Annotated in this window: 25 protein-coding genes; 17 read left to right on the top strand and 8 right to left on the bottom strand. The window is 64.5% G+C overall.

Annotated features, from left to right (window positions below; genetic code table 11):
- Positions 1-4: 4 nt before the first annotated feature.
- From nuoN to N2605_RS18635, 6 genes are read left to right on the top strand one after another with little or no spacing between them, the layout of a single operon-like run.
- Entirely contained in the window at positions 5-1,441 is a 1,437-nt protein-coding gene (nuoN, locus tag N2605_RS18660; RefSeq protein WP_225113103.1) for an NADH-quinone oxidoreductase subunit NuoN, read from the top strand.
- A 1-nt stretch (position 1,442) separates the two neighbouring features.
- Positions 1,443-2,249, top strand: a complete 807-nt coding sequence (locus N2605_RS18655; protein WP_260342039.1) for a biotin--[acetyl-CoA-carboxylase] ligase — start codon at positions 1,443-1,445, stop codon at positions 2,247-2,249.
- A complete protein-coding gene (locus tag N2605_RS18650) occupies positions 2,249-3,919 on the top strand; it encodes a ribonuclease J (RefSeq protein ID WP_260342038.1) in 1,671 nt (556 codons plus the stop codon). Before N2605_RS18655 ends, N2605_RS18650 begins: the two co-directional genes overlap by 1 nt.
- Before the next feature lie 10 nt (positions 3,920-3,929).
- Positions 3,930-4,334 (top strand): methylmalonyl-CoA epimerase, encoded by a 405-nt coding sequence (gene mce, locus N2605_RS18645; protein ID WP_036010154.1) that lies wholly within the window; start codon positions 3,930-3,932, stop codon positions 4,332-4,334.
- Positions 4,335-4,343: 9 nt separating this feature from the next.
- On the top strand, positions 4,344-4,619 hold the full coding sequence (locus N2605_RS18640; protein WP_025036606.1) for a DUF1467 family protein: 276 nt from the start codon (positions 4,344-4,346) through the stop codon (positions 4,617-4,619).
- Between the two features lie 30 nt (positions 4,620-4,649).
- On the top strand, positions 4,650-5,003 hold the full coding sequence (locus N2605_RS18635; protein ID WP_036010150.1) for a hypothetical protein: 354 nt from the start codon (positions 4,650-4,652) through the stop codon (positions 5,001-5,003).
- Here the strand turns inward: N2605_RS18635 and N2605_RS18630 are convergent, their stop codons facing one another.
- Both N2605_RS18630 and N2605_RS18625 read right to left on the bottom strand, forming a co-directional pair.
- A complete protein-coding gene (locus N2605_RS18630; protein WP_024341246.1) occupies positions 5,004-5,267 on the bottom strand; it encodes a GlsB/YeaQ/YmgE family stress response membrane protein in 264 nt (87 codons plus the stop codon). It lies immediately after the preceding gene.
- A gap of 31 nt (positions 5,268-5,298) precedes the next feature.
- Positions 5,299-5,748 carry a YidB family protein gene (locus tag N2605_RS18625; protein WP_260342037.1) on the bottom strand — a complete coding sequence of 150 codons (450 nt, stop codon included), beginning with the start codon at positions 5,746-5,748 and terminating at the stop codon, positions 5,299-5,301.
- Positions 5,749-5,978: 230 nt separating this feature from the next.
- Here N2605_RS18625 and mtnK point away from each other — a divergent pair, with 230 nt between their 5' ends.
- The gene (gene mtnK / locus N2605_RS18620) at positions 5,979-7,268 is read left to right on the top strand and encodes an S-methyl-5-thioribose kinase (RefSeq protein WP_260342036.1); all 1,290 of its coding nucleotides are present in this window, start codon (positions 5,979-5,981) and stop codon (positions 7,266-7,268) included.
- A gap of 64 nt (positions 7,269-7,332) precedes the next feature.
- Here the strand turns inward: mtnK and N2605_RS18615 are convergent, their stop codons facing one another.
- Positions 7,333-8,217, bottom strand: coding sequence for a hypothetical protein (locus tag N2605_RS18615; RefSeq protein ID WP_260342035.1), 885 nt, complete (start codon positions 8,215-8,217; stop codon positions 7,333-7,335).
- A gap of 221 nt (positions 8,218-8,438) precedes the next feature.
- Here N2605_RS18615 and N2605_RS18610 point away from each other — a divergent pair, with 221 nt between their 5' ends.
- From N2605_RS18610 to N2605_RS18585, 6 genes are all read left to right on the top strand, one after another.
- Positions 8,439-10,028 carry an ABC transporter substrate-binding protein gene (locus tag N2605_RS18610; RefSeq protein ID WP_085969086.1) on the top strand — a complete coding sequence of 530 codons (1,590 nt, stop codon included), beginning with the start codon at positions 8,439-8,441 and terminating at the stop codon, positions 10,026-10,028.
- Between the two features lie 55 nt (positions 10,029-10,083).
- On the top strand, positions 10,084-11,007 hold the full coding sequence (locus N2605_RS18605) for an ABC transporter permease (RefSeq protein ID WP_128265629.1): 924 nt from the start codon (positions 10,084-10,086) through the stop codon (positions 11,005-11,007).
- The gene (locus N2605_RS18600) at positions 11,004-11,825 is read left to right on the top strand and encodes an ABC transporter permease (RefSeq protein ID WP_128265630.1); all 822 of its coding nucleotides are present in this window, start codon (positions 11,004-11,006) and stop codon (positions 11,823-11,825) included. Before N2605_RS18605 ends, N2605_RS18600 begins: the two co-directional genes overlap by 4 nt.
- Positions 11,822-12,802, top strand: a complete 981-nt coding sequence (locus tag N2605_RS18595) for an ABC transporter ATP-binding protein (RefSeq protein WP_260342034.1) — start codon at positions 11,822-11,824, stop codon at positions 12,800-12,802. The genes N2605_RS18600 and N2605_RS18595 overlap by 4 nt, the downstream gene beginning before the upstream one ends.
- Positions 12,795-13,823 carry an ABC transporter ATP-binding protein gene (locus N2605_RS18590; protein ID WP_260342033.1) on the top strand — a complete coding sequence of 343 codons (1,029 nt, stop codon included), beginning with the start codon at positions 12,795-12,797 and terminating at the stop codon, positions 13,821-13,823. Before N2605_RS18595 ends, N2605_RS18590 begins: the two co-directional genes overlap by 8 nt.
- Positions 13,824-13,903: 80 nt before the next feature.
- Positions 13,904-15,184 (top strand): lipoprotein-releasing ABC transporter permease subunit, encoded by a 1,281-nt coding sequence (locus N2605_RS18585; protein WP_260347460.1) that lies wholly within the window; start codon positions 13,904-13,906, stop codon positions 15,182-15,184.
- A 182-nt stretch (positions 15,185-15,366) separates the two neighbouring features.
- Here the strand turns inward: N2605_RS18585 and N2605_RS18580 are convergent, their stop codons facing one another.
- On the bottom strand, positions 15,367-15,993 hold the full coding sequence (locus tag N2605_RS18580; RefSeq protein WP_260342032.1) for a LysR family transcriptional regulator: 627 nt from the start codon (positions 15,991-15,993) through the stop codon (positions 15,367-15,369).
- Positions 15,994-16,122: 129 nt separating this feature from the next.
- Here N2605_RS18580 and N2605_RS18575 point away from each other — a divergent pair, with 129 nt between their 5' ends.
- Positions 16,123-16,515 carry a RidA family protein gene (locus N2605_RS18575; protein WP_109143594.1) on the top strand — a complete coding sequence of 131 codons (393 nt, stop codon included), beginning with the start codon at positions 16,123-16,125 and terminating at the stop codon, positions 16,513-16,515.
- A gap of 44 nt (positions 16,516-16,559) precedes the next feature.
- Positions 16,560-17,249 carry an L-2-amino-thiazoline-4-carboxylic acid hydrolase gene (locus tag N2605_RS18570; protein WP_260342031.1) on the top strand — a complete coding sequence of 230 codons (690 nt, stop codon included), beginning with the start codon at positions 16,560-16,562 and terminating at the stop codon, positions 17,247-17,249.
- Positions 17,250-17,559: 310 nt separating this feature from the next.
- On the opposite strand, the gene N2605_RS18565 is transcribed toward N2605_RS18570, so the two are convergent.
- From N2605_RS18565 to N2605_RS18550, 4 genes are all read right to left on the bottom strand, one after another.
- Positions 17,560-18,585, bottom strand: coding sequence for an ABC transporter permease (locus N2605_RS18565; protein ID WP_225125179.1), 1,026 nt, complete (start codon positions 18,583-18,585; stop codon positions 17,560-17,562).
- 11 nt (positions 18,586-18,596) lie between these two features.
- Positions 18,597-20,099 carry a sugar ABC transporter ATP-binding protein gene (locus N2605_RS18560; protein ID WP_260342030.1) on the bottom strand — a complete coding sequence of 501 codons (1,503 nt, stop codon included), beginning with the start codon at positions 20,097-20,099 and terminating at the stop codon, positions 18,597-18,599.
- A gap of 15 nt (positions 20,100-20,114) precedes the next feature.
- Positions 20,115-21,134 (bottom strand): sugar ABC transporter substrate-binding protein, encoded by a 1,020-nt coding sequence (locus tag N2605_RS18555; RefSeq protein WP_036010114.1) that lies wholly within the window; start codon positions 21,132-21,134, stop codon positions 20,115-20,117.
- A 142-nt stretch (positions 21,135-21,276) separates the two neighbouring features.
- Entirely contained in the window at positions 21,277-21,681 is a 405-nt protein-coding gene (locus tag N2605_RS18550) for a globin (protein WP_225170919.1), read from the bottom strand.
- Positions 21,682-22,162: 481 nt separating this feature from the next.
- Between N2605_RS18550 and N2605_RS18545 the strand changes: the two genes are divergently transcribed.
- Together N2605_RS18545 and N2605_RS18540 are read left to right on the top strand one after the other, a co-directional pair.
- Complete coding sequence (locus tag N2605_RS18545) at positions 22,163-22,537, top strand: DUF2946 family protein (protein WP_192893192.1); 375 nt, start codon at positions 22,163-22,165, stop codon at positions 22,535-22,537.
- A gap of 85 nt (positions 22,538-22,622) precedes the next feature.
- The gene (locus N2605_RS18540; RefSeq protein WP_260342029.1) at positions 22,623-24,833 is read left to right on the top strand and encodes a TonB-dependent receptor family protein; all 2,211 of its coding nucleotides are present in this window, start codon (positions 22,623-22,625) and stop codon (positions 24,831-24,833) included.
- The last annotated feature ends 54 nt before the right edge of the window (positions 24,834-24,887 follow it).

Here is a 24,887-nt window from a genome sequence, read left to right as displayed (position 1 = left end):
CGCCATGAGCTTTTCGACTGCAGGTTATCAACTGGCGCCGGTGCTGCCCGAGCTCGTGCTCGCGGTCGGCGCGATGGCGCTTCTGATGCTCGGCGCCTATCGCGGGCAGGAGACGACCAGGACCGTGACGTCGCTGGCGGTGGTGCTCCTCATCGTGGTCGGCGCGCTCGTCTACATGCAGCCCGCGGGCAAGCAGGTGACGTTCGGCGGCAGCTTCATCGTCGACGACTTCGCCCGTTTCATGAAGATCCTGGCCCTGATCGGCTCGGCCGTGACGCTCGTCCTGTCGACCGAGTTCCTGTCAGACCCGTCGCGCCGGATTTTCGAGTACGCCATCCTCGTGCTGCTCTCGACGCTCGGCATGATGGTGCTGATCTCGGCCGGCGACCTGATCTCGCTCTATCTCGGCCTCGAATTGATGTCGCTGGCGCTCTACGTCGTGGCAGCCTCGAACCGCGACAACGCCAAGTCGACCGAAGCCGGCCTGAAGTACTTCGTGCTCGGCGCGCTGTCCTCGGGCATGCTGCTGTACGGCGCCTCGCTGGTCTACGGCTTCACCGGCACGGTGAGCTTCACCGGCATCGCCGCGGCCGCGACGGTCTCGAATGTCGGCCTGGTGTTCGGCCTCGTCTTCCTGCTCGTCGGCCTCTGCTTCAAGGTCTCGGCCGTGCCGTTCCACATGTGGACGCCTGACGTCTACGAGGGCGCGCCGACCCCGGTCACCGCCTTCTTCGCGTCGGCGCCGAAGGTCGCCGCGCTCGCCGTCTTCACCCGCGTCACGCTCACCGCATTCCCCGGCATCGTCTCGCAATGGCAGCAGATCCTGGTGTTCGTGTCGATCGCCTCGATGGCGCTCGGCTCCTTCGCCGCGATCGGCCAGAGCAACATCAAGCGCCTGATGGCCTATTCGTCGATCGGTCACATGGGCTTTGCGCTGGTCGGCCTTGCCTCCGGCACGGTGGAAGGCGCGCAGGGCGTCTTGATGTACATCGTGATCTATGTCGCGATGACGCTCGGCTCGTTCTCGATCATTCTCGCCATGAAGCGCAACGGCCAGGCCGTGGAGCAGATCAGCGATTTCGCCGGCCTGTCGCGCACCAATCCGCTGCTCGCCTTCATGTTCGCGATGCTGCTGTTCTCGCTCGCCGGCATTCCGCCGCTCGCCGGCTTCTTCGCCAAATGGTACGTCTTCGTCGCCGCCATCAAGGCGAACCTGTTCACGCTGGCCGTTATCGGCGTGCTGACCAGCGTGGTCGGCGCCTACTATTATCTCGCGATCGTCAAGACGATGTATTTCGACGAGCCGGCCGGCCGGGTCGATCCGGTGCGCATCGAGGTGCGGACGGTGCTGGCGGTCGCTGGCCTGTTCAACCTGCTGTTTGCGCTGTTCGCGGGGCCCGTGGTGAGCGTCGCCTCCGCCGCGGCAAAGTCGTTGTTCTAGGATGACCTTCGCGCTCGGTCCTCGCGCATCGGCTGCGGGCTACAGGCTCGCGGCGTTCGAACGGACCGGCTCGACCAATACCGAGGCGATCGAACACGCCAGGGCCGGCGAGCGCGGCCCGATGTGGTTCGTCACGTCCGAGCAGACCGCCGGCCGCGGCCGGCGCCAGCGCGCCTGGATCGCGCCGCGCGGCAATCTCGCCGCCAGCATCCTCGAAGTTATGGACGTCGCCCCCGCGGTCGCCGCCACGCTCGGCTTTGCCGCAGGGCTGGCCGAGGAGGCGGCGCTGGAGAAGGTGAGCCTCGAGGCCGCGCTCCGTCTCGGCGAAGGCCGGCCCCGCTACGCGCTGAAATGGCCGAATGACGTGCTCGCCAGCGGCAAGAAGCTGGTCGGCATTGGCCTTGAGGCCGAGGCCATCGGTGGCGGCCTTGCCGTCGTGGTCGGCATCGGGACCAATGTGGTCGCCGCGCCCGAGGGCACCCCGACACCCGCGGTGTCGCTGGCCGCCCTCGGCGTCCAGATCAGCGCCGAGGAGCTATTCATGGCGCTGTCGGATGCCTGGGTCGAGTTCCGCGGCATCTGGGACAATGGCCGCGGCTTTGCCGAGATCCGCAGGCTCTGGCTGGAGCGCGCCGCCGGCCTCGGCGAAAAGGTTGCCATCCACACGGGAACCATGACGCTGGAAGGTGTTTTTGACACGATCGACGACACCGGCTGCCTGATCGTCCGCACCGCGGAGGGCCGCCTCGTTCCGGTGGCGGCCGGCGAGGTGTTCTTCGGGCCCGTCGCCTCGGTGGGAGCAGCGTGATGGCAAAGCCGGACGAATTGGTGTTTGCGCCGCTCGGCGGCGTGGGCGAGATCGGCATGAACCTGTCGATCTACGGCCTCGGCAACCGTCACCAGCGCGCCTGGCTTGCGGTCGATCTCGGCGTCTCCTTCGGCGATGAGGAGCATCTGCCCGGCATCGACCTGATCATGCCCGACATCTCCTTCCTGGAGAAGGAGCGCAAGAACCTGATGGGCCTCGTGCTGACCCACGCCCATGAGGATCATTTCGGCGCCATCATCGACCTCTGGCCGAAGCTGAAATGCCCGATCTACGCCACCAGGTTCAGCGCCGCGCTGTTCGAGGCCAAATGCGCCGCCGAGCGCAACGCGCCCGAGATTCCGGTCACCGTGGTGCCTTCAGGCGGCCGTGTCGATATCGGTCCGTTCAACGTCGAGTTCATTCCGGTCGCGCATTCCATTCCGGAAGCGCATGCGCTGGCGATCCACACCGACGCCGGCATCGTGCTGCACACCGGCGACTGGAAGATCGACCCGACCCCGACGCTTGGAGCCGCGACCGACGAGAAGCGGCTGCGCGAATTGGGCGAGCAGGGCGTGCTCGCCTTGATCGGCGATTCCACCAATGCCGTGCGCGACGGCCGTTCGCCCTCGGAGGCCGAGGTCGCCCGAACCATCATCGACCTCGTCAAATCCGCCAAGGGCCGCGTCGCGGTGACGACGTTCGCCTCCAACGTCGCCCGCGTCAAAGCGGTGGCTGACGCGGCGAGGGCCGCGGACCGCGAGGTCGTCGTGGTCGGCCGGGCCATGGAGCGCGTGGTGCAGGTTGCACGCGAGACCGGCTATCTCGAGGGCGTGCAGAACTTCCGCTCGCCCGAGGTCTATGGCCACCTGCCGCAGGACAAGGTGCTGGCGTTGTGCACGGGCAGCCAGGGCGAGCCGCGCGCCGCGCTGGCCCGCATCGCCAATGACGACCATCCTGAAATCACGCTGAACCGCGGCGATAGCGTCATCTTCTCCTCGCGCACCATTCCCGGCAACGAAAAGGCGGTCGGCTCGATCATCAACAATCTGGTGCTGCAGGGCGTCGAGGTCATCACCGACCGCGATGCGCTGGTCCACGTCTCCGGCCATCCCCGCCGCGACGAGCTGCGCGATATGATCTCCTGGGTGAAGCCGCAGATCCTGATCCCGGTCCACGGCGAGGCCCTGCACCTGCATGAGCACGCCAAGCTCGCCCGCGCTGCCGGCGTGCCGCGCGTGCTGGTCTGCCGCAACGGTGACCTCGTCAAGCTCGGCCCCGGCGATCCCGGCATCGTCGGCGAGGTGCCGTCGGGACGTCTGTACAAGGACGGCACGATCCTGGAAGACTCCAAGTCCCGTGCCGTCGTGGAGCGGCGCCGCATGGGCTTTTCCGGCTGCGCCTTCGTCGCGATCGCGATGACCGCGCAGGGTGAGCTCGCCGGTGATCCCGAGCTCGATTTGGTCGGCATCCCCGAGAAGAACAGGGCCGGCGAGACCTTCGACGACATCGTCTTCGATGCCGTGATGTCGACCATCGAAGGCCTGCCGAGGGCGCGCCGGCGCGATCCGGACGCCTTGGCCGAGTCGGTGCGACGCGCTGTCCGGGCCGTGATCAACGAACATTGGGGCAAAAAGCCCCCCTGTCTGGTACATGTACTGACGGTATAGGGAGGGGAACATGTTGGGCCGGCTCAACCATGTCGCGATCGCGACCAAGGATGCGGTCAAGGCCGCGAAGATCTACGGTGCGGCCTTCGGCGCCCAGATTTCCGAGGCCGTGCCGCTGCCCGAGCACGGCGTCACCACCGTGTTCGCGACCCTGCCCAACACCAAGATCGAGTTCATCGAGCCGCTCGGCGAGGCCTCGCCGATCGCGAAGTTCATCGAGCGCAATCCCGACGGTGGCATCCATCACGTCTGCTACGAGGTCGTCGACATCATCGCCTCGCGCGACACGCTGGTGAAGGAGGGCGCGAGGGTGCTCGGCGACGGCGTGCCGAAGATCGGCGCCCACGGCAAGCCGGTGCTGTTCCTGCACCCCAAGGATTTTTCCGGCGCCCTCGTCGAGATCGAGCAGGCATAGGGCCGCGTCATGGCCATCCAGATTTCAACCTGGCTCGCGATCTATTTCGTGCTCTGGTGGGTCATGCTGTTCGTGACGCTGCCGTTCGGCGTGCGTAGCCAGCACGAGGACGGTGTTGGCGCGCCCGGCACCGATCCCGGTGCTCCCATCCTCACCCGCATGGGGCACAAGCTGATCTGGACCACGATCATCTCGGCAATCGTGTTCGGCATTGGCCTTGCGGCCTATCATGCCGGCTATCTCTCGATCGAGCGCCTGTCGAAGATGATGGGAATGCCGTTTTAAGTTTTGATTGGCGTTGTTATGGGGTCAAAAATGACATTTCAGCGTATCGTCATTGCGCTTCTGGTGCTGATCGTCGCAGGGCTCGGTGCCATCGGCTATTTCGAATGGCGAATGGCGGCGCAGGTGCGCACCCTGAAGGCGTTCGTCGAGGGCTATGTCTTCAACGAGGCTGTGCTGGCCTGCGAACAGGCCAAAAGTTCGACGCCGTTCAAATGGAACGGCGGCAAGAGCACCTCGGTGATCGGCCTGAACTCGGTCAAGACGGACAAATACACGGTCAGCGCCAGCTACACGCTGGTCGCGGACAGCGTCTATTGCGACTACGATCCGATCAAGAGAAAGGCCGACATCGGCTCCAGCTTCCTGGAGCGGGAGACTTTCTAGCTAGATCGCGCGGCGCTGCCGGCCGGCGAAGAGACCGTAAACGAACAGCACGATGATCGCGCCGACCACGGCACCGATCAGGCCCGCACCCTCGCCAGGGCGATACCAGCCCAGCGCTTGCCCAAGATACGAAGCGACGAAGGCGCCGACGATGCCGAGGATGGTCGTCAGGATGAACCCTGAAGGTTCGTTGTCGCCCGGCATGATGAACTTGGCGATCACGCCGGCGAGAAAGCCAATGATGATGGTCCAGAGAATGCTCATGAGTACACCTTTTCGAGTTGAGCCGCTGCTTCTATGCGTCGGGCAGGCGTCCATCCGGCGTGTATTTGTCGATTGCGGAAGGAAGCTCGCGGGTTAGCCGTGAGACGATCTCCTCCTGGGAAAGCCCGGTCTGCTGTGCGAGCTTTTCCAGGACATCGCTGCCGATGGCCTGCTTCAGCTCCGGCGGGGAGATCTCCTTGTTGGGGCCCGGCTTCACCCATGAATCGGCGATCTCGCCCTGCCCATTCTGGTTGAATCTCTCCAGGAGCTCGCCAATCCCGCCGTTCAGCAGGCCCCCGATCCCGCCCGCGCCGAGCATACCGCCGAGACCGCCGAGCATGCCTCCGAGCGGTTGCTGGCCGCCGGTGGACGAGCCGGCGCCGGCGCCTTTCAGCAGCTCCGCCAGCTTGTCGCGGTTCTGATATCCGGCGATGGCCAGCATCGCCAGCAGGGCAGTCATGGATGGCATTCCGCGGCTCATCGCTAGCTCCTTTTAGAAGGTCAGAAACCCAAAACCGTCTCAGCCTGCTTGGGTTCCTCAATCGACCAATCGGAGCTCGCGACCAAGCGTCCCAGCTTGGCCGCCACCAAAGCACCGGGTGGCAGACAACGTACATTGTGGCTACGATCCGATGAAAAGAATGGCCGGATCGGCTCGAGCTTGCCAGCATCGGGAGTAGCGATCCGGCCCAGACATGGGATGGGATCGCAATGACCGGGGACCGGGCAGGGGACTATCGGATTTTGCACGAGGCGGACTTGCGAGACTATCTCGCAGGCCTGCCCGATATCGCCGCGCTCCTTGGCGGCGAGGCGTCCTCCTGGGCGATCACCGAGGTCGGCGACGGCAACCTCAACCTCGTCTTCATCGTCAAGGGCGCGCGCGGCGGCATCGCCGTGAAGCAGGCGCTGCCTTACGTCCGCCTCGTTGGCGAGAGCTGGCCGCTGCCGCTGTCGCGCGCCCATTACGAATATCTGGCGCTGTCCCGCCAGGCCCAGCTCGCGCCCGGCCTGGTGCCGGCCGTGCTGCATCACAACGAGGCCCTGGCGCTGACGGTGATGGAGCTGCTCGAGCCCCACATCATCATGCGCAAGGGCCTGGTCGCGGCAACGCGCTATCCGCGTTTCGTCGACGATATCACGACCTTCATGGCGCGGACGCTGTTCTTCACCTCAGACCTCGCGCTATCGGCGGCCGAGAAGAAGGAGGCCATCGCGGCCTTTGCCGGCAACCACGCGCTCTGCAAGATCACCGAGGACCTGATCTTCACCGATCCCTACCGCATCGCCGAGCAGAACCGCTGGACCGCGCCCTATCTCGACGGCCTCGCCGCGAGCTTGCGCGAGGATCTGGAGCTGCATGTCGCGGTCTCCCGGCTGAAGCTGAAATTCATGGCGAGCCCGGAAGCGCTGATCCATGGCGACCTCCACACCGGCTCGATCATGGTCACGGACGGCCAGACCCGGGTGATCGACCCGGAATTCGCATTCTACGGTCCCATGGGCTTCGACATCGGCGCCGTGCTGGCCAATCTCCTGATGGCCTATTTCGCTTCCGCCGGCCACGAGCGCGCGCCGGGCGAACGGGCGGCATTCGAGGCCTGGGTGCTGGAGACGGTCGAGCAGGTCTGGACCGAGTTCGCCCGAAAGTTCCTCGATCTCTGGCGGGCGGGAGGCACCGGCGATGCCTATCCGGTCTCGCTTTTCGCCGGCGAGCAGGGTGCCGTGCGGCTGGAAGCCGAGCGAAAAAGTTACGTGCAACGCCTGTTCGCCGACACTGTCGGCTTCGCAGCCGCAAAAATCATCCGCCGCATCTTCGGCCTCGCCCACAACATCGATTTCGAGCTGATCGAGGACCCGCGCACGCGGGCGGTCAGCGAAGCCCGTGCCGTGCGGCTGGCGAGGGCGATGATGGTGGAGACGGCGTCGTTCCGGACCATCGCGGATGTGACGAATGCCGCGCGAAAACTGCGGGACTGGATGCCGGAATTGTCGGGCTGAACCAGCCTCATGAGGAGCCCGCCCACGCTCCGTGATTGCGAGATGAGAGATCGTCCCCGGAACGTTAGTAAAGCCGCATCGGCAGCAGGACGCCGTCCGCGCCGGCCAGCAAACCCCAGGTCTCGTTGGCCGCGACTTCGAACTCCCGGCTCGCTGCCGCTCCGCCGTCCACCTTGAGGGTGACCTTGTACCTGCCGGGCGGCAGATCGAGCTTCTGGCTGTCCGGCAATTCGCCTGCGGCACCGTCGGAGTTCGCCAGTTCTTCGCCGGCGTGCGCCGCCAGATTGACGGCCTGGTCGGCGACGGTGATCACCGCCGCTTCATCCGTCTTGTTACCGAGCATCAGCCTAACTTGCCCCGGCTTCGGCAGCAGGCCGATGGTCGCCGGGGCGAATTTGCGCCCCGACAGCTCGGCAATTGTCCTGTCGTCCTGACGTGAGAGCCGGAGCAGGAGCGGTCCCTCTCTCGTCAGGAACGTGATCTCGGCCCGGTCCGGCTCTGCCACCGCACCGTCTTTCTCCGTCCCGCCACGCTTGCCGAGTGCGTCGCGATAGAAGCCGAGCACAGAACCGAGATCGCGCGGCGTCTCGGCGTAAATCGACCGGATCTGCGGCGAATCTTTCGCCGTCGCGAGGGCCCAGCCTTCGGGCAGCGGCAGGCCGGTATGCTCGGAGAGCTTGGCTTCGAAACGTGCTCCCGCACCGCGCGCCATCATCCCGACGGGGATGCTGAGCAGTCGTTCGACGAAATTGTGCAGAGTGTCATGGCTCCGGACCGCCCACCAGGTCTGGTCGACATTGTCGTTCGCGCCGGAGGTGCGACTCCAGCCGAACTGGATAGCGTCTGTCGCGCTCTCTCTACCGAGGCCGGCCGCGACCGGGCGCGCCAGCACGGCCGTTGCGGCGACCAGACCGGCCGCGAGCAGGGCAGCTAGCGTTCGGCGATTCATTTTTTCCAGATCCCTTGGGGCTCAGATAATGATCCTGAGCTTGGTCGCGTTGATCAGGAAAAATGTTCATCGATCCTGGTCGTCGATGACGCACCGCGTCAATGCCCCGCCGAAAGACTGCCTCAGGAACCGGCATCATTTGCCGTCAAAACGAAGCTTGCTTTCGGCAGGCGACGAATGATCAAATCACTCATCGGAATACGCCTGCGTCGGGGGGACACATGATGTTCAAGACCATCGCGATCGTTGCCGGTTTGGGACTGGCGCTCGCCGCCACAGCCGAGGCGCAGACACCGCGCAAGGGCGGAACCATCCGCATGACGGCGCCCTACGGCTCGAGCTTCACCAGCCTCGACATTCACACCACGCAGCGCGCCCAGGATGAGATCTACGCCAAGGCCCTGCACCGTTCGCTGTACATCTGGAATTCGGCGGAAGGAAAGCCGGTGCTCGAGCTCGCCAAGGAGGATGTGGTCTCGGGCGGAGGCCTCGTTCACACCTTCAAGCTGCGCGACGACGCCTATTTCCACAGCGGCCGCAAGATGACCGCCGACGACATCATCTGGTCCTACAACCGCATCATGGACGGCAGCAAGGCCTATCCCGGCGCGCGTTACGTCCGTGTCATCGAGGGCGCAGCCGCAGTCGAGAAGGGCCAGGCCAAGGAGATCTCCGGCCTGAAGAAGATCGACGACTTCACCATCGAGATGAAGCTGACGGAGAAGGTCGATCCCGGCTTCTACTTCTTCACCGCGCTGACCTCGATCTATCCCGCCGACGAGGCCGCCAAGGAAAGCTTCATCCAGAAGCCGATCGGTCTCGGTCCGTTCAAGTTCGTCGAGCATGTGCCGGGATCACGCATCGTCCTGGAGCGCTGGGACCGGTTCTACAAGCCCGGCAAGCCCTATGCCGACAAGATCGTGGTGTCGGTCATGGGCGAAGCCGCGGCGCGCGACGTCGCGTTCCGCAACAAGGAGATCGACACCTCGGTGCTGGGACCTGCGCAGTACGTCGCCTACCAATCCGACGCTGACCTCAAGGGCACCATCGTCGAGGTCGCCGAGGTGTTCACGCGCTACATGGGCATGAATCCCGCGGTCAAGCCGTTCTCCGACAAGCGCGTGAGGCAGGCGATCAATTACGCCATCGATACCGATTTGATCATCAACAAGCTGGTCAAGGGCAAGGCCTACCGCGCCACCAGCTGGCTGCCGCTGACCTCGCCGGCCTACGACAAGGCGATGAAGCCTTACCCCTTCGATCCCGCCAAGGCCAAGCAATTGCTCACCGAGGCCGGCTACGCATCCGGCTTCGAGTTCGAATGGACCACCAGCCAGAATGAAAGCTGGGGCCTGCCGATCGTCTCGGCCGTCATTCCGATGCTGGACAAGGTCGGCATCAAGGCCAAGGTCAAGCAGGTCGAGACCGCGGTGCTGGCCGAGGTGGTTCGCACCGGCGACTATCAGGCCTTCATCTATTCCCAGGCGAGCGGCCCCGATCCTCAGGCCGCGCTCAAATGCTTCCATTCGGCGACGCCGCAGGCGGCCTGTAACTACACGACCTACAAAAATCCCGACTTCGACAAGATCCTCGATGAAGCCGGACAGGCCGACGATCCCACAAAGCGCATCCAGCTGATGCAGAAGGCCAATGCGCTGCTCTACGAGGAGGCGCCGGTCTGGTTCTTCAACTACAACAAGGCGGTCATGGCGGTGCAGCCCTGGCTGAAGGGAATTCAGCTCAACGCGACCGAGCTGACCCACCAGAACGTCGAGGACCTCTGGGTCGACGAGACCTCGCCCGCGAAGTGACACGCGCGCTCCCGCCTAGCGCGACGGGCGAGGGAGGGAGCGGGGAAAAGTTGAGATGCTCGCGTTCCTGATCCGCCGCGTCCTGCAGACCATCCCGACCGTGCTCGCCGTGGTGCTGCTGGTGTTTGTGCTGTTCAGCGTCGTTCCCGGCAGCATCGTCTCGAGCATGAGCGACGACAGCGATCCGCAGGTCGAGCTGCGCATGAAGAAGCAGCTCGGTCTCGATCAGCCCGTCTATATGCGTTTCGGCACCTACATCGCCGGGCTCGCGACCGGCGATTTCGGAACATCGTTCCGGACCCGTGAGCCTGTCACGACCATGATCGCCAAGCGGGCATGGCCGACGCTGCAGCTGATCTTCGCATCCATGGCGTTTGCGATTCTGCTCGGCGTGCCGCTCGGCTTCGTCGCCGCCTTGCGGCCGGGCAGCCTCGTCGACACCGTCTCGATGATGCTGGCAGTGTCCGGCCTGTCATTGGCCAAGTTCTGGCTCGGGCTGCTCTTGATGTACCTGTTCGCGCTCAAGCTCGGCTGGCTGCCGAGTTTCGGCTACGGTGACGGCAGCCTCAAATACCTGATCCTGCCCGCCGTGACGCTTGGCGTCTCGCCGATGGCGCTGCTGGCGCGGACGACGCGCGCCGCGGTGCTCGAGATCATGACCGCGGATTTCGTCCGCACCGCGCGCTCGAAGGGCATGAGCGAGACCAGGGTCGTCAAGTGGCACGTGATGCGCAACGCGCTCGTACTCATCCTCACGACCATGGGCCTGCAATTCGGCGCGCTGATGGGGCAGGCGGTGGTGGTCGAGAAACTGTTCTCCTGGCCGGGCATCGGCTCGCTGCTGGTCGACAGCGTGCTCCAGCGCGACATTCCCGCCGTCCAGGGCTCCATCCTCGTCGTGGTGATGTTCTTTCTCGCGATCAATCTGTTGATCGACATGCTCTACGGCGTGATCGATCCCAGGATCAGATACGCATGAAGCTGCGCGCCAATCTCGTCATCGGGGGAGCGTTGTTCGCGCTGGCGATCGTGGTCGGTCTGCTCGCGCCATGGCTGGCGCACACCGATCCCGTCATGGACGCCAACCTCATGAATGCGGAGGAGCCGCCGAGCTGGACCTGGTGGTTCGGCACCGACGCGCAGGGCCGCGACATCTATTCCCGTGTCCTCTACGGCGCGCGCGTCTCGCTGACGGTCGGCATCGTCTCCCAGCTCATTAACAGCGTCATCGGCGTGGCGCTCGGCCTCAGCGCCGGCTATTTCGGCGGCTGGTGGGACGATGTCGTCAACGCCCTGACCAATCTCATGCTCGCGATCCCCTCGCTGATCTTCGCGCTCGCCATCATGGCGGTGCTCGGTCCCGGCCTGACCAGCCTCTTGATCGCGCTCGGGCTGACCAACTGGTCGTTCACTTGCCGCCTGGCACGGGCCTCGGCGCTGTCGCTGCGGAGCCAGGGCTATGTGCAGGCGGCCACCGTGCTCGGCTACGGTGATATCCGCATCATGATCACGCAGCTCCTGCCGAACATGCTGGGGCCGATCGTCGTCATCGGCACGCTGGGCATGGGCAGCGCGGTCCTGTCCGAAGCCGCATTGTCGTTCCTGGGCCTCGGCGTCCGCCCGCCCTTTCCGAGCTGGGGCAGCATGCTGTCGGAAGCGCGCGAGCAGATCACGACGGCGCCGTGGCTTTCGATTTTCCCGGGCCTTGCCATCTTCCTCACCGTGCTCGGCCTCAATCTGCTCGGCGATGGCCTGCGCGACATCCTCGATCCGCAATCGCGGAGCCGGCGCACATGACCGGCGCGCCGCTGCTCGAGGTCGAGGATCTCCGCATCGATCTCGATGACGGATTAAGGCGCGTTGCTGCGGCCGAAGGCGTTTCATTCCGCATCGATGGCGGCGAGACGTTCGGCCTCGTCGGCGAGTCCGGTTGCGGCAAGAGCATCACGGCGCTCGCTTTGATCGGCCTGCTGCGGCCACCCTTGTCGATCGGCGGCGGCGTCATCCGGTTCCAGGGCCAGGAGATCCAGCACCTGTCCGCTGCGAGGCAACGGCAACTGCGCGGCAATCGCATCGCCATGATCTTCCAGGAGCCGATGACGGCGCTGAACCCGGTCTCGCCGGTGGGGCGGCAGATCGCCGAAATGTTCGTGCTGCATAAGGGCAAGAGCTGGCGGGAGGCCAACCAGCTGGCGGTCGAGGCGCTCGCGAGCGTCCGCGTCCCCGCGCCGGAGCGGCGCGTGAAGGACTATCCGCATCAGCTGTCGGGCGGGATGCGCCAGCGCGTGATGATCGCGATTGCGCTCGCCTGCGGTCCGGACCTGCTGATCGCCGACGAGCCGACGACGGCGCTCGACGTCACCGTGCAGGCGGAGATCATCGAGCTGATGCGCAATCTGTGCGCCGAGCGCGGAACGGCGATCCTGATGATCAGCCACGATCTCGGCCTTGTTGCCAATGTCTGCCGCCGCGTCGCCGTCATGTATGCCGGCCGCATCGTCGAGGAGCGCGGCTCGGCCGACATCTTCCGAGCGCCCTCCCATCCCTATACGCAGGGCCTCGTCGACTCCCTGCCGCGTCTCGGCAGCCGTGCTGCGCTCGGCCGCAGCAGGCTGAAGGAGATCGCGAGCGTCGTGCCGGCGATCACGCGCTTCCCCGATGGCTGCCGGTTCAATCCGCGTTGCGCGCAGGCGACGGATATTTGCCGAACCACCGCGCCTCAGACGGAAGGGCTGGAGGCGGGCGGTTTCGTCCGGTGTCACCACCATGCATGAGCCAAAGGGGAGAGCGGATGACGATGTGATCCTCAGCGTGGAGGATCTCGCCGTTCATTTTCTGCTTGGAGGCGGCCTGCTGGGCCGCGGCCGTCGGCTGCTCCGCGCCGTCGACGGCGTCGACCTCAAGCTGAAGCGCGGCGAATGCCTCGGCCTCGTTGGCGAATCCGGCTCCGGCAAGTCGACGGTCGCATTGTCCATTCTGGGCCTGCTGACGCCGACGCGCGGCCGCATCGTGCTGGACGGGCAGGTCGTCACGAACCGGCAATCCGGAGACCGGAAAGCGCTCGCCCGCATCGTGCAGATCGTGTTCCAGGATCCCTACGCCTCGCTCAATCCGCGCCAGACCGTGCGCCGCACGCTGGAGGATCCCCTGCGCGTGCACGGCGTGACCGCGAAAAGCGAGATCGAAGACCGCGTCGCGACGATGCTGAGGCATGTCGGCCTGCGCCCCGAGCAGGCCGACCGCTATCCGCATGAATTCTCCGGCGGCCAGCGCCAGCGCATCGGCATCGCCCGGGCGCTGATCCTCAACCCCAGAATCGTCATCTGCGACGAGCCGGTCTCGGCGCTCGACGTCTCGATCCGCGCCCAGATCATCAACCTGCTGCTGGAGCTGAAGGACACGCTCGGCCTGTCCTACATCATGATCAGCCACGACCTCGGCGTCGTCGAGCACATGAGCGACCGCGTCGCCGTGATGTATCTCGGCCGCATCGTCGAGAACGGCAACTGGCGCGAGATCTTCGAGCGCCCCGCGCACCCCTATACGCAGGCTCTGATCGCGGCCATCCCCGATCCTCTGCGCCATGCGCCGCTGGCGACAACGGGCGGCGACCTGCCCAATCCGCTCAACCCGCCGAACGGCTGCGCCTTCAGCCCGCGATGTCGGCACGCGGAGGCGGTGTGCCGGAGCGAGCCGGGGCCGGAGTTGGAGACGCGGGTGGATGGGCACGCGGTGCGGTGCTGGCGGGCCGAGGAGATCGCGGGGCGGGCGGCATTAGTCCCGGCGGAGGGCTGATGCGCCGAAGGCGCGTCTGGGCACACGCCAAGGTAGCTAATCCGATCCTAACGGGACAGAATGGCCGACCTAATCGGATGATGGACGAGACCGTGATGGATTCGCCGCAAGCAGGACCCTTTGCACCGTTCGAATGGATGCTCGCTGCACGCTATCTACGTGCCCGTCGCAAAGAGGGGTTTGTCTCAGTCATCGCGGGGTTTTCGTTTCTGGGAATCTTGCTCGGGGTCGCCACGCTGATCATCGTCATGGCGGTGATGAACGGCTTTCGCACCGAACTTTTGGGCAAGATCCTCGGATTCAACGGGCATATTGTGGCGCAGCCGCTGGAGACCCCTTTGACAGACTGGAAGGACGTCGCCGAACGCATCGGCCAGGTGCAGGGCGTTCGGTTGGTGGTACCGGTTGTTGACGGCCCGGCACTGGCATCGTCGTCAAACGCTTCCGGCGTTTTGGTGCGCGGCATTCGCGCGGCGGATCTCATTCAGCTTCCCTCAATAGCCAATGACATCAAGGAGGGGTCACTCGAACATTTTGACGAGGGCCAGGGCGTCGCCATCGGCCAGGGCCTTGCCGATCAACTCTCGGTACATGCCGGCGAAAATATCACGCTCGTTGCGCAACGCGGCGCAGTCACGCCTATGGGCATGATGCCGCGCGTCAAGAAATATCGAGTCGCGGCTGTCTTCGAGATTGGGATGTCCGAATACGACGCGGGCGTCATCTTCATGCCGCTCGCAGAAGCGCAGGCCTTTTTCAACCGCAATCAGGACGTGACCGCGATCGAGGTTTTCACGGCCAATCCCGATCGGATCGACCTGTTTCGCAAGACGGTAGCGGAAGCGGCTGGTCGACCAATCTTCCTCGTTGACTGGCGACAGCGAAATACGACGTTCTTCAACGCGCTCGAGGTCCAACGAAATGTGATGTTCCTCATTCTCAGCCTGATCGTCTTAGTGGCCGCGCTGAACATCGTGTCTGGTCTGATCATGCTGGTGACGGACAAGGGTAGCGACATCGCGATCCTCAGGACTATGGGCGCCTCACAGGGTGCGATTATGCGGACGTTCATGATCACCGGCGCTTCGATTGGCGTGGCCGGAACGCTGGTCGGCTTCTGCTTCGGGCTTCTCGTCTGCAGGAATATCGAAGCAGTCCGGCAATTGATGTCCTGGCTGACGCGTACCGAGTTGTTCCCGCCAAAGCTCTATTTTCTGTCAAAACTGCCGGCGGAGATCGATCCCGTGGAATCCGCAGCGGTCGTGACCATGGCGCTGACCCTGTCATTCCTCGCAACGCTCTATCCATCGTGGCGAGCTGCGCGGCTCGATCCCGTCGAGGCTCTGCGACAGCGGGGCTAGGTACGCCCAGAGGCCGGTGAAGCCGGCTTCTGTGCGGTTACCAGGAGCACAGCGGACCGCATCCGCGCTGAAACTGCGGCGCGGGTTTATGAGCACGCGCCCTGGATGGTCACCGCGATTTTTCTCTGGGTAAGGATGCGTCGAGTTGAACGGCAGTCCTCGGCCTCGGCCCTTTGGCCCGGTCAACTCCCGATGCCGCCGACCAGACGCGGGCGACGATTTGCGAGCGTTTTCGCCGCGGGCAGCGCGCGCAGCCATGCCCGAAAACTCACAATCTCCGGACAATCCGCCGTGCCTTCCGGCGCAACCAGCCAATCACCCGGGCCCAATCCCTGATCGATCCGTTCGCAGCGATAGCCCGGATGGTGGCTCACGCCGCGGGCGATCAGCACATCCACCTTGCCCTCGACAAGCTCGTGCAGGCCGGCGGGCTGCAGCACGCGCAGACCGATCTCCGCATGTGCGCTGCGAAACGCCGTAAGTTCGAGGCGGCGAAGGTCGTAAGCGCCGTGGACACCCAATTGCAGCAGCACAGCACCTATCGGCTTCAATTGCGAGGTCGCCTCGGCAATGTGGCGGAAGCCCTCGGAGATTCCGGGCAGATAGGCCCGGCCGGCCTCGGTGAGGATGAGCTGCTTGTGCAGACGCTCGAACAGCTGCACGCCGAGGCGCGCCTCCAGCGCTTTCACCTGCTGCCCCACGGCGGCGGGCGTGACGTGCAGTTCGTGCGCGGCCAGCTTGAAGCTGAGATGGCGCGCGGCGGCCTCGAAGGCGCGGAGCGCGTTGAGCGGGGGCAGGGCGTAGGTCATCGCAGCGCACTTTGACACCGATAAGCTGCGGCCTTGCAATAGATTTTCTTGCGCTGAACCGCAGCAATGATGCTTTGCGCAGCAGGGAGGCCGCCGGCTACGGTTGGCCCGCAAATCCGGAGAATCGCCATGTCACCAGCTCACATCGTCAGCCACAATCCCGCGACGGTTCACCCGCCCGTCGGCGGCTACTGCATGGGCCTGGAGTTGAAGCAGCATCGCCGCCTGCTGTTCATCAGCGGCCAGGTGCCTCAAAATTCCGACGGCTCCGTGCCTGACGGCTTCGAGGCGCAATGCGAGCAGGCTTGGCGCAACGTCAGGGAGGTGCTCGCCGCGGCGGGCCTTGGCATTGAGCACCTGGTCAAGGTCACCACGTTCCTGACCGATCGCAGCCAAGTCGTCGCCAACCGCGCCATTAGGCGCGCGGTGCTCGGGGAGCATCAGCCGGCACTGACGGTCGTGGTGGTCGAGACCGTCGACAGCAAATGGCTGCTGGAGATCGAGGCGATCGCCGCGGAATGAAGTGGTCGTCGATGTTGCAATGATCCAATCATATCAGGTGTCCAATGGCTGAGATTCATCCGTTCTACCAGACGCATCGCCACGCGATGGAGGCCGCCATGCGCGAGAGGATAGACCTTGCCGAAGCGATGCTCCGCGAGCGCACGCATCTCTCCGACATCGACGCAATCAGGCAGGAGGTGATGGACGAATTTCAGATCGTCCTCACCCAGATGCCCTATGTCGGCGGCGCGGGAAGCCGCATGAGCGATTTCTTCATGCGCCTGACCGGCTTCATGGCCATCAGTCGTGTGCTGCGGCGCCACGGCGTCCCGGTGCCCGTGATCGGCGAGATCGAGCGAGAAACCTACAAGGCGCAGCTGTTGACGGCACCCGAAGCCGAGCGTCTCGCCGCGGGGCGTCAGTTCATGTCGCCGGAGAACCAGGCCTTGATGCGCGAGCAGGCGGCAAGGAGCGTTACAGAGGCTCACCAAGCCGAGTTTCCGGAAGATTTCGTCTACGATTTCGTCGAGCCGGGTCCGCAGGACAGCTTCGAATTCGGCATCGACTACAGGGCCTGCGGCTTCTGCAAGCTCGCGGCGCGCCGCGGCGACACCGAGATCCTGCCGACCATCTGCGGCCTCGACTTCGTCGCCTACGCCACGCGAGGCATCCGCCTGGAGCGGACCCAGACGCTGGCCGGCGGCGCCAGCCACTGCAATTTCCGCTTCTCGCGATTAGACCGCACTCGTTGACCCGCGATCTTGATCCCGAGTCCACGTCGTCATTGCGAGCGCAGCGAAGCAATCCAGAAATGCATCCGCGGAGAGAGTCCTGGATTCGCTTCGCTGCGCTCGCAATGACGGGGACGCACCCGATGACGGGGGACGCACCGGCCTTTCAAAGCCGGCTGGCGATGATGCCACTATACCCCTGTTTTGCCCGACGGAGCAAATCGACTTCGCCGAATCCGCAATTTAACGACGCCCGCCGGCAAGTCATTGATTCCGCTGGCCCCGGCTACTGTGCATGGGGTTGTTTTCGCATTTTTGTCTTGCCGGCCGTCTATTCCGCCGCTTTCTCCCTCAAGCGCTGCGCATAGACGTTGATGACCAGCGCCGCGAGCAGGATCAGGCCGCGGATCAGGATCTTCAGGAAGCTGTCGATGTTGACGTGGTCGAGGCCGTTGTTGAGCACGCCGAGTACGAACAGCCCGACGATGGTGTTGCCGATGCCGCCGCGACCGCCGAACAGGCTGGTGCCGCCGACCACGACGGCGGCGATGGAATCGAGCAGGTAGGTGTCGAACTCGTTCTGCTGCGCGCTGCCGAAATGGGCTACTCCCAGCATGCCGCCGAGGCCCGAGCACACCGCCGAGATCACCATGACCGCGCCGAGGATCAGCTTGACGTTGAGGCCCGAATATTCGGCCGCTTCGCGATTGCCGCCGACCATGTAGACGTAGCGGCCGAAGCGCGTGTAGGTCAGCACCAGATGGCCGCCGAGCAGCATGATGGCGGCGACGATGACGATCCAGGGGATGCCACCGATCGAGCCCGAGCCGAGCGTCGTGATCAGGCTCGGCACCTTGTAGGCGATCTGGCCGCGCACCAGCAGCGCGGAGATGCCGGCGGCGATCTGCATCATTGCCAGCGTCATGATGAAGGAGGGGATGCCGATCACGGTCAGCCCCACCGCGTTGACGAGACCGAGCAGGGCGCAGAGCAGGAGCGACAGGATGATCGCGACGGCGCCGGGCAGGGGGATGTTGGCGATGTTGACGTAGGATTCCTGCAGCGTGAAGTAGGCGACCGCAATGCCCGTGACGTTGGCGATGCTGGCGACCGACAGGTCGATTTCGGCGCAGAGGATCACGAAGGTGAGGCCGACGGCGATGATGCCCGTCACCGACACCTGGGTCAGGATGTTGCCGAGATTGTCGAGCGTTGCGAAGGAAGGGCTGGCGAAGGCGAAGAAGGCGGTGAGGAAGATCAGCGTCAGGAACGGGGCGATGTTGCGCATCTGCGAGCGCAGGAAGGGCGCAAGGCCCCGCGCCCGTTGTCCTGTCGCCAAAGCCGTCTCGCTGCTCATGTGCTTCTCCGTCACGCCGCTTCCAGCAGGCGGTCCTTGCTGACCGGCTCGTTCTTGAATTCACGCACCAAGGCGCCGCGCTTGAGCACGAGGATGCGGTCGGCCAGCGACAGCACCGTTTCCGGCTCGGTCGACAGCACGATGATCGCGAGCCCCTTTGTCCTGAGGTCGCGGACGATGTTGATGACGTCGTTCTTGGCGCCGACATCCATGCCGCGGGTCGGCTCGCACAGCACCAGCAGCTTAGGCGGGTAGGTCAGCCATTTCGCCAGCGCGACCTTCTGCTGGTTGCCGCCCGAGAGCATGCCGAGATCGAGGCCGACCACCGGCGGCCTGATCTGCAGCTGCTCGACCTGGCGCTTGGCGATGTCGCGCTCCTGCGCCGGCTTGAGTAGCAGCGAGGAGATGCGGTCGAGAATGCTGATCGAGATGTTCTTGTAGACCGGCTCCTGGTGGAACAGCATGTCGCGCCGGCTCTCCGGCACCAGCGCCACGCCGGCGCGGCGCGCCGCCGCCGTGCTGGCGAACGTTTTCGTCACGCCTTCGACTGCAAGCGTCCCGCCGTCCGGCTTCAGCTTGCCGAACAGGACGCGCGACAGCTCCTGCTGGCCGCAACCCATGAAGCCGTAGATGCCGAGCACCTCGCCGGCGCGGGCCTCGAACGAGACGTCCTGAAGGCTGCGGGACAGCGACAGCTGATCGACCCTAAGAATCACCTTGCTGTCGCTCGGTTGCGGCAGCATCAGGTCGTCGGTGTAGCTGTGCTCGAGCGCCTCGCCGCCGCGGCCGATCATGGCCTCGATCAGCGCGCCCTTGCTGGTCGCGGCGCTCGCCGTCTCCGCAACCTTGCGGCCGTTGCGGAACACGGTCACCGTGTCGGACACCAGCAGGATGTCCTCGATGAAATGCGAGATGAAGACGATGGCCGTGCCTTCCTCGCGCAGCCGCCTGAGCGTTGCGAACAGGCGCTCGACCTCGGGCGGGGAGAGGGCGGAGGTCGGCTCGTCCAGGATGACGATGCGCGCGCCGGAGAACAGCACGCGCGCGATCTCGATCAACTGCTGCAGCCCGATCGGAAGGTCGCCGAGCCGCGCCATCGGATCGACGTCGATGCCGAAGCGGGCGAGCTGCTCGCCCGCCTCGCGCGCCATCCGCCGCCATTGCACGAGGCCGAAGGCGTTGGTCGGCTGGTTGCCGAGGAAGACGTTCTCCGCGACCGTCAGGTCGGGCGCGACGCTGAGCTCCTGGTGCACCATGGCGATGCCGGCGGCGTGCGCATCGCGCGCCGAGCGAAAATGCATCTCCTGGCCGTCGACCAGGAAGCGGCCGGAGAACTCGGTGTGCACGCCGGCGATGATCTTCATCAACGTGCTCTTGCCGGCGCCGTTCTCGCCGACGAGACCATGGATCTCGCCGGGATAGAGCGCGAAGTCGACACCACGAAGCGCTTCGACGCCGCCGAAGCTCTTCGTGATGCCCTGCAGTTCCAGGATGGGCTGTTGTCCCACGCTCATGAAGGATCTGGAGGCTTAGATCAGGAAGTGATCCTGCATCCACTGCATCCCGGCCGCGTTCGCCTTGGTCACGACCGGACCGTCGGTGACGACGTTCTTCGGGATGCCCTGTCCGCTCTTCTCGCCGCCGACCACGGCGGAGACGCCCGCGACGATCGCGCCGCCATGGATGCGGCAGGACGGATTGCGGACGGTCGCGAACATGCGGCCTTCGCTGACCGCCTGGATCGCCGGCGGCATGGCGTCGACCCCGCCGATCAGGATGTTGGTGCGATTGCGCGCCTTCATGATGTTGGCGGCGGCCAGCGCCATGTCGTCATTGTGGAAGAAGGCCGCGTCTATCTGCGGGTATTTGGTCAGATAGGTCTCCCAGAGACGGGCGGTCTTCGACACGTCCCAATCGGCCGGCTGGGTGTCCAGCACTTCGATGCCCGGGAATTGCTTCACGACCGAGTTGAAGCCCTTGGCGCGGCCCTGCGCACCGGTGTGGCCGAGCGCGCCCTGCGTCATGATGATCTTGCCCTTGCCGCCCATGGCGTTGCACAGCGCCTGTGTCACCGAAGCGCCCATGAACTCGTTGTCGGGAGCGAGGAAGGAATGGACGTTGATCTGATCGAGCGGCGCGATCAGCGTGTCCATGTCGATCACAGGCGTGCCGGCATCGATCATCTTCTGCACCGGCTGGGTGAGGGTGCCGATGCCGAAGGCCTGGATCGCGACGAAGTCCCATTTCTGCGAGGCCATGTTGTCGATCGCCGCGCGCTGCTTCACCGCATCGAGCTGCCCGTCGAACCAGGTCACCTCGACATTGAACAGCTTGCCCCAGAATTCCGCCGCCTGCTTGCCTTGCGCGCACCAGGTGGCCTGGAGGCCGGCGTTGGAGAACGCCGCCTTCAACGGCTTCTCGCTGCGTCCGACTGCGGCCAGTGCGGGGTTTATGCCCATGCTGCCGAGGATGGCAGCTCCGGCGCCGGCGGCCGCAGCCGCCTGAAGAAGATCGCGCCTGGTCGTCGAGAAATCTTTCGTCCCGGACATCGCTCGCTCCCATATATTTTGTCGTCGGCGCGTCATTGGTAGCGCTACCGATCTCCGAAAGTCTCTCACAAGAGTTGTTCGCACTCAATCTGCATTCAGCCGCAGCGTCGTCGCAGCCCGTGCGTTGGTGCAGCGCAAAGCGTCAGGTGGCCGCGGCGGCGAATGCGTCGATCTCGGCAAGCAATGTATCCCAGGACTGCGCGATCTCGGGCGTCCATTCATCGCCGAGCAGATCGCGGAGCGCATCCCTGATGACGGCGAAGAACGCGATGAACAGCTCGCGCGGCGTGCCATAGGCGTCGTGCGAGGCGACCTCGCACGCGATTAGCCGGAAATGCCCGCGGCGCTCGCCGGCGAAGTCGAGAATCGCCTCGATCGTCAGCGCCAGCATCGACCCCTTCACGAGGTCACCGCCGTCCGTGCGGAACATCGCCTGCGTTTCCGGATGGAGATCGAACAGACGTCGATAGACGAACGGCGTGAGGTCGGCGCAGCGCGAGGCCGCACGTTCGAAGCTGTCGTGGATGGGATGAAAGGCCGCGTTCATCGACAGTTCAGCCGCGCGGGCAAAAAAAGAGCGGGGCCCTGGCCCCGCTCAAAAATTGTGTCGACCCTATTATCCCCGATCTTAAGATTTGATCTTGATTGACGGGGCGACGCTGCGTTTTGCGCGCCAGGGGCTCCTCCCGAGACTTGGACCACCAGGCCTCGACCTCGCGGTCAGCGCCTGAGCAAGAGGGATGCTAGATCAACTTTTCTCACTTGTCATCATTTTCGGCAACGAATGTTCAAAATAGGAGCAGCTGACGAAACGTTCGGGCTTCTGCCTACCTAAACATATGACAGATATAAGAAATTTGTGGATGGCCGGGCAGGTTTCCCTGCCTCAGATACCGGCCGGGCTCGGGCGTAGGGCGGTCCGGCCACAGCTTTCGAGCAATTTGCGCGGGACCAAGCAGGCTGCGGAACTGGCCTCGACTCGGCTGCGCCCGAGTGATTAGTTAGCGCACGAACGAATGGTCCGGCGGATGCGCGCACGCCTGCAAAAATTCCTGCCTCTGGTCCTGCTCGCCCTGGCGATGCAGGTGCTGGCGCCGATCGCCGCCTGTCTCGCGGCCGGCCAGGCTGCGGCCGATCCGTTCTCTGCAGGCGTCATCTGCCATAGCACAAGTGAGCAGGGCGGCCCGGTTGATGAGACCGGGACACCGGCCGCAAAAGCTGGCGCATGTGCGCTTTGTTGCCTCGCGCACGCTGACGCTTCGCTTGACGCGCCGCCCCATGCGGCGTTCTCAACTCCCGTCCGCCCCATCGCCCGCATCGTCTGGCACGTGGCGAACGCGCCCGTCCTCGCCGCCATCGACGGTTCGAGCGCTTGGGCGCGCGCTCCCCCTCGCATTTCCTGATCCGCGAAACCTTCAGCTCCGCGCCGGCTTCGGCCGTGCCGGGATCGCTATGCACCGGCTCTCTGCCGGCATCAGGAATGACCTCATGCCTCGTACAGGCTTCTTTCGACTGCTTTCCGCACGCAAAATTCTGCTTGCCTCAGCTTCTGCCCTCGTTGTGCCATCCAACGCAATCGCGGAGGAAAACCGGCGCGAGCTTCCTCCCGTCACAGTCGACGCGCCGCGGGAGAAACGGGCCTCTCCAGCCCGCGCACAGCGAACCGCCGCGCGATCAACGCGGGCCCGCGCGCCCGCAACTGCGCGTCCGCAACCGACGGCAGCTTCCGAAGGGGGCCTCGGTCCTGGTGCCCTGACGGTTCTCACCGCCCAGCAGGCACTGAGCGAGATCAACCAGACGCCGGGCGGCGTAGCGCTGGTCGCAGCGGAGGCCTACCGGAATTCGACTCCCGCCAGCACGATCAAGGATGTCCTGGACTACGTTCCCGGCGTGTTTGCGCAGCCGAAATGGGGTGACGACACCCGGCTTTCGATCCGCGGATCCGGCCTGTCGCGCAATTTCCATCTGCGCGGCGTGCAGCTTTACATGGACGGCATCCCGATCAATACGGCGGACGGCTACGGCGATTTCCAGGAGATCGACCCGACCGCCTACAAATACGTCGAGGTGTACAAGGGCGCGAACGCGCTGCAGTTCGGAGCCAATTCGCTGGGAGGCGCCGTCAACTTCGTGACGCCATCGGGACGCGACCGATTTCCGAATGGAGTCTCGCTCGACGTGGGAGCCTTCGGCTTCAGGCGACTGCAGGCCAATGCAGGAGGCGCCAACGGGCCGTGGGATGGTTTCGTCACCGCATCAACGCAGGCCACGGACGGCTTCCGCGATCACAGCTTCGGCTCGGGCAACCGCGTGAGCGGCAATGTTGGCTACCAGTTCTCGCCGGATTTCGAGACGCGATTCTATCTTAACGCCAACGAGGTGCGGCAGCGCATTCCAGGAACCGTCACCAAGGCGTCTGCCTTGACCAATCCGGAGGCCGCGGCTCCGGCGAACGTTGCGCTGGACCAGCAGCGCAACATCGACACGATCAGGCTGGCAAACAAGACGACGATCCGATTCGACGACACCAGGTTGGAGTTCGGCGCTTTCGGCGTCGACCGGCACCTCATGCATCCGATCTTCCAGTGGCTCGATTATCGCTACAAGGATTATGGCGGCTTCGCGAAGGTTACGGACGACCGCATCATCGGCGGTTACCGCAACAGGCTGGTTGCGGGCGTCAACCTGTTGAACGGCAGCATCGACAACCAGCAGTTCGCCAACATTGCCGGACAGAAGGGGGCATTGCTGTCGTCGTCGATCGATCGCTCGGAGAACACCTCGGTTTACGTGGAGGACAGCTTCTACTTTCTGCCGAATGTCGCCGCGATCGCCGGCACGCAATTCCTGCATGCGACCCGCGATCGGCAGGACCGGTTTCTCAGCGACGGCGACCAGTCGGGAGCAACCCGCTTTGATCTGTGGTCGCCGAAGGCGGGCCTGCTGTGGCAGATCGACCCGACGTGGCAGGCCTTCGCCAATGTTTCGCGGAGCGCCGAAGTGCCGAGCTTCGGCGAGAGCGCGCGCGGTCCTGGCATTCCGACGATTCCGTTCACCAGCATCCGCCCGCAGATTGCGACGACCTACGAGATAGGGACCCGCATGCGACGGCCCGACTATTCGTGGGAATTGACCACCTATCGCGCCGATATCCGCGATGAGCTGCTGTGCCTGTACAGCGCGTTCGGCAATTGCAACGTGACCAATGCCGACCGAACCTTCCACCAGGGCGTCGAGGCGGGGGCAGGGGCAGCAATCTTCCGCGATATCTTCGTGACAGGAGGCGCGCCCGACAAGGTGTGGCTCAACCTCGCTTATACTTACAGCGATTTTCGCTTCGACAGCGACACGGCGTTCGGCAACAACCAGCTGCCCGGCGCGCCGCGTCACTATTTGCGCGCCGAGTTGCTCTATAACCATCCGACCGGGTTCTATGCTGGTCCGAACGTCGAATGGGTGCCGCAGGCCTATTTTGTCGACAGTATGAACACGTTGACGACCGAGCCGTATGCACTGCTCGGATTGAAAGCGGGCTTCGACAATGGCGGGCCGTTCTCCGCCTATATCGAGGGTCGAAACCTCACCAACAGGACCTACATTGCAAGCGTCAGTATCATCGATCGCGCCACCGCGACGTCGGCGTTGTTCGAGCCAGGTGCGGGCCGGGCGGTCTACACCGGAATGAGGTATCGATGGTAAAGCGCACTGAGGCTGCCGAGACCACCACGACCGATCCAATCAGATCAAAACCGA

The sequence above is a fragment of the Bradyrhizobium yuanmingense genome, assembly GCF_025200905.1.
In the GTDB taxonomy this organism is placed as follows: domain Bacteria; phylum Pseudomonadota; class Alphaproteobacteria; order Rhizobiales; family Xanthobacteraceae; genus Bradyrhizobium; species Bradyrhizobium yuanmingense.
Note: the sequence above shows the minus strand (reverse complement) of the source record. Positions and strands in the feature narration are given on the sequence as shown.

Coding starts and splice junctions, on each gene's coding strand:
- N2605_RS18575 (WP_109143594.1), top strand. CDS start 16,123: ATGTCACCAGCTCACATCGTCAGCCACAATCCCGCGACGGTTCACCCG.
- N2605_RS18605 (WP_128265629.1), top strand. CDS start 10,084: ATGCTCGCGTTCCTGATCCGCCGCGTCCTGCAGACCATCCCGACCGTG.
- N2605_RS18555 (WP_036010114.1), bottom strand. CDS start 21,134: ATGTCCGGGACGAAAGATTTCTCGACGACCAGGCGCGATCTTCTTCAG.
- N2605_RS18635 (WP_036010150.1), top strand. CDS start 4,650: ATGACATTTCAGCGTATCGTCATTGCGCTTCTGGTGCTGATCGTCGCA.
- N2605_RS18545 (WP_192893192.1), top strand. CDS start 22,163: ATGCGCGCACGCCTGCAAAAATTCCTGCCTCTGGTCCTGCTCGCCCTG.
- N2605_RS18610 (WP_085969086.1), top strand. CDS start 8,439: ATGATGTTCAAGACCATCGCGATCGTTGCCGGTTTGGGACTGGCGCTC.
- N2605_RS18600 (WP_128265630.1), top strand. CDS start 11,004: ATGAAGCTGCGCGCCAATCTCGTCATCGGGGGAGCGTTGTTCGCGCTG.
- N2605_RS18590 (WP_260342033.1), top strand. CDS start 12,795: ATGCATGAGCCAAAGGGGAGAGCGGATGACGATGTGATCCTCAGCGTG.
- N2605_RS18540 (WP_260342029.1), top strand. CDS start 22,623: ATGCCTCGTACAGGCTTCTTTCGACTGCTTTCCGCACGCAAAATTCTG.
- N2605_RS18550 (WP_225170919.1), bottom strand. CDS start 21,681: ATGAACGCGGCCTTTCATCCCATCCACGACAGCTTCGAACGTGCGGCC.
- mce (WP_036010154.1), top strand. CDS start 3,930: ATGTTGGGCCGGCTCAACCATGTCGCGATCGCGACCAAGGATGCGGTC.
- N2605_RS18640 (WP_025036606.1), top strand. CDS start 4,344: ATGGCCATCCAGATTTCAACCTGGCTCGCGATCTATTTCGTGCTCTGG.
- N2605_RS18655 (WP_260342039.1), top strand. CDS start 1,443: ATGACCTTCGCGCTCGGTCCTCGCGCATCGGCTGCGGGCTACAGGCTC.
- N2605_RS18560 (WP_260342030.1), bottom strand. CDS start 20,099: ATGAGCGTGGGACAACAGCCCATCCTGGAACTGCAGGGCATCACGAAG.
- N2605_RS18570 (WP_260342031.1), top strand. CDS start 16,560: ATGGCTGAGATTCATCCGTTCTACCAGACGCATCGCCACGCGATGGAG.
- N2605_RS18615 (WP_260342035.1), bottom strand. CDS start 8,217: ATGAATCGCCGAACGCTAGCTGCCCTGCTCGCGGCCGGTCTGGTCGCC.
- N2605_RS18625 (WP_260342037.1), bottom strand. CDS start 5,748: ATGAGCCGCGGAATGCCATCCATGACTGCCCTGCTGGCGATGCTGGCC.
- mtnK (WP_260342036.1), top strand. CDS start 5,979: ATGACCGGGGACCGGGCAGGGGACTATCGGATTTTGCACGAGGCGGAC.
- nuoN (WP_225113103.1), top strand. CDS start 5: ATGAGCTTTTCGACTGCAGGTTATCAACTGGCGCCGGTGCTGCCCGAG.
- N2605_RS18650 (WP_260342038.1), top strand. CDS start 2,249: ATGGCAAAGCCGGACGAATTGGTGTTTGCGCCGCTCGGCGGCGTGGGC.
- N2605_RS18595 (WP_260342034.1), top strand. CDS start 11,822: ATGACCGGCGCGCCGCTGCTCGAGGTCGAGGATCTCCGCATCGATCTC.
- N2605_RS18630 (WP_024341246.1), bottom strand. CDS start 5,267: ATGAGCATTCTCTGGACCATCATCATTGGCTTTCTCGCCGGCGTGATC.
- N2605_RS18580 (WP_260342032.1), bottom strand. CDS start 15,993: ATGACCTACGCCCTGCCCCCGCTCAACGCGCTCCGCGCCTTCGAGGCC.
- N2605_RS18585 (WP_260347460.1), top strand. CDS start 13,904: ATGGACGAGACCGTGATGGATTCGCCGCAAGCAGGACCCTTTGCACCG.
- N2605_RS18565 (WP_225125179.1), bottom strand. CDS start 18,585: ATGAGCAGCGAGACGGCTTTGGCGACAGGACAACGGGCGCGGGGCCTT.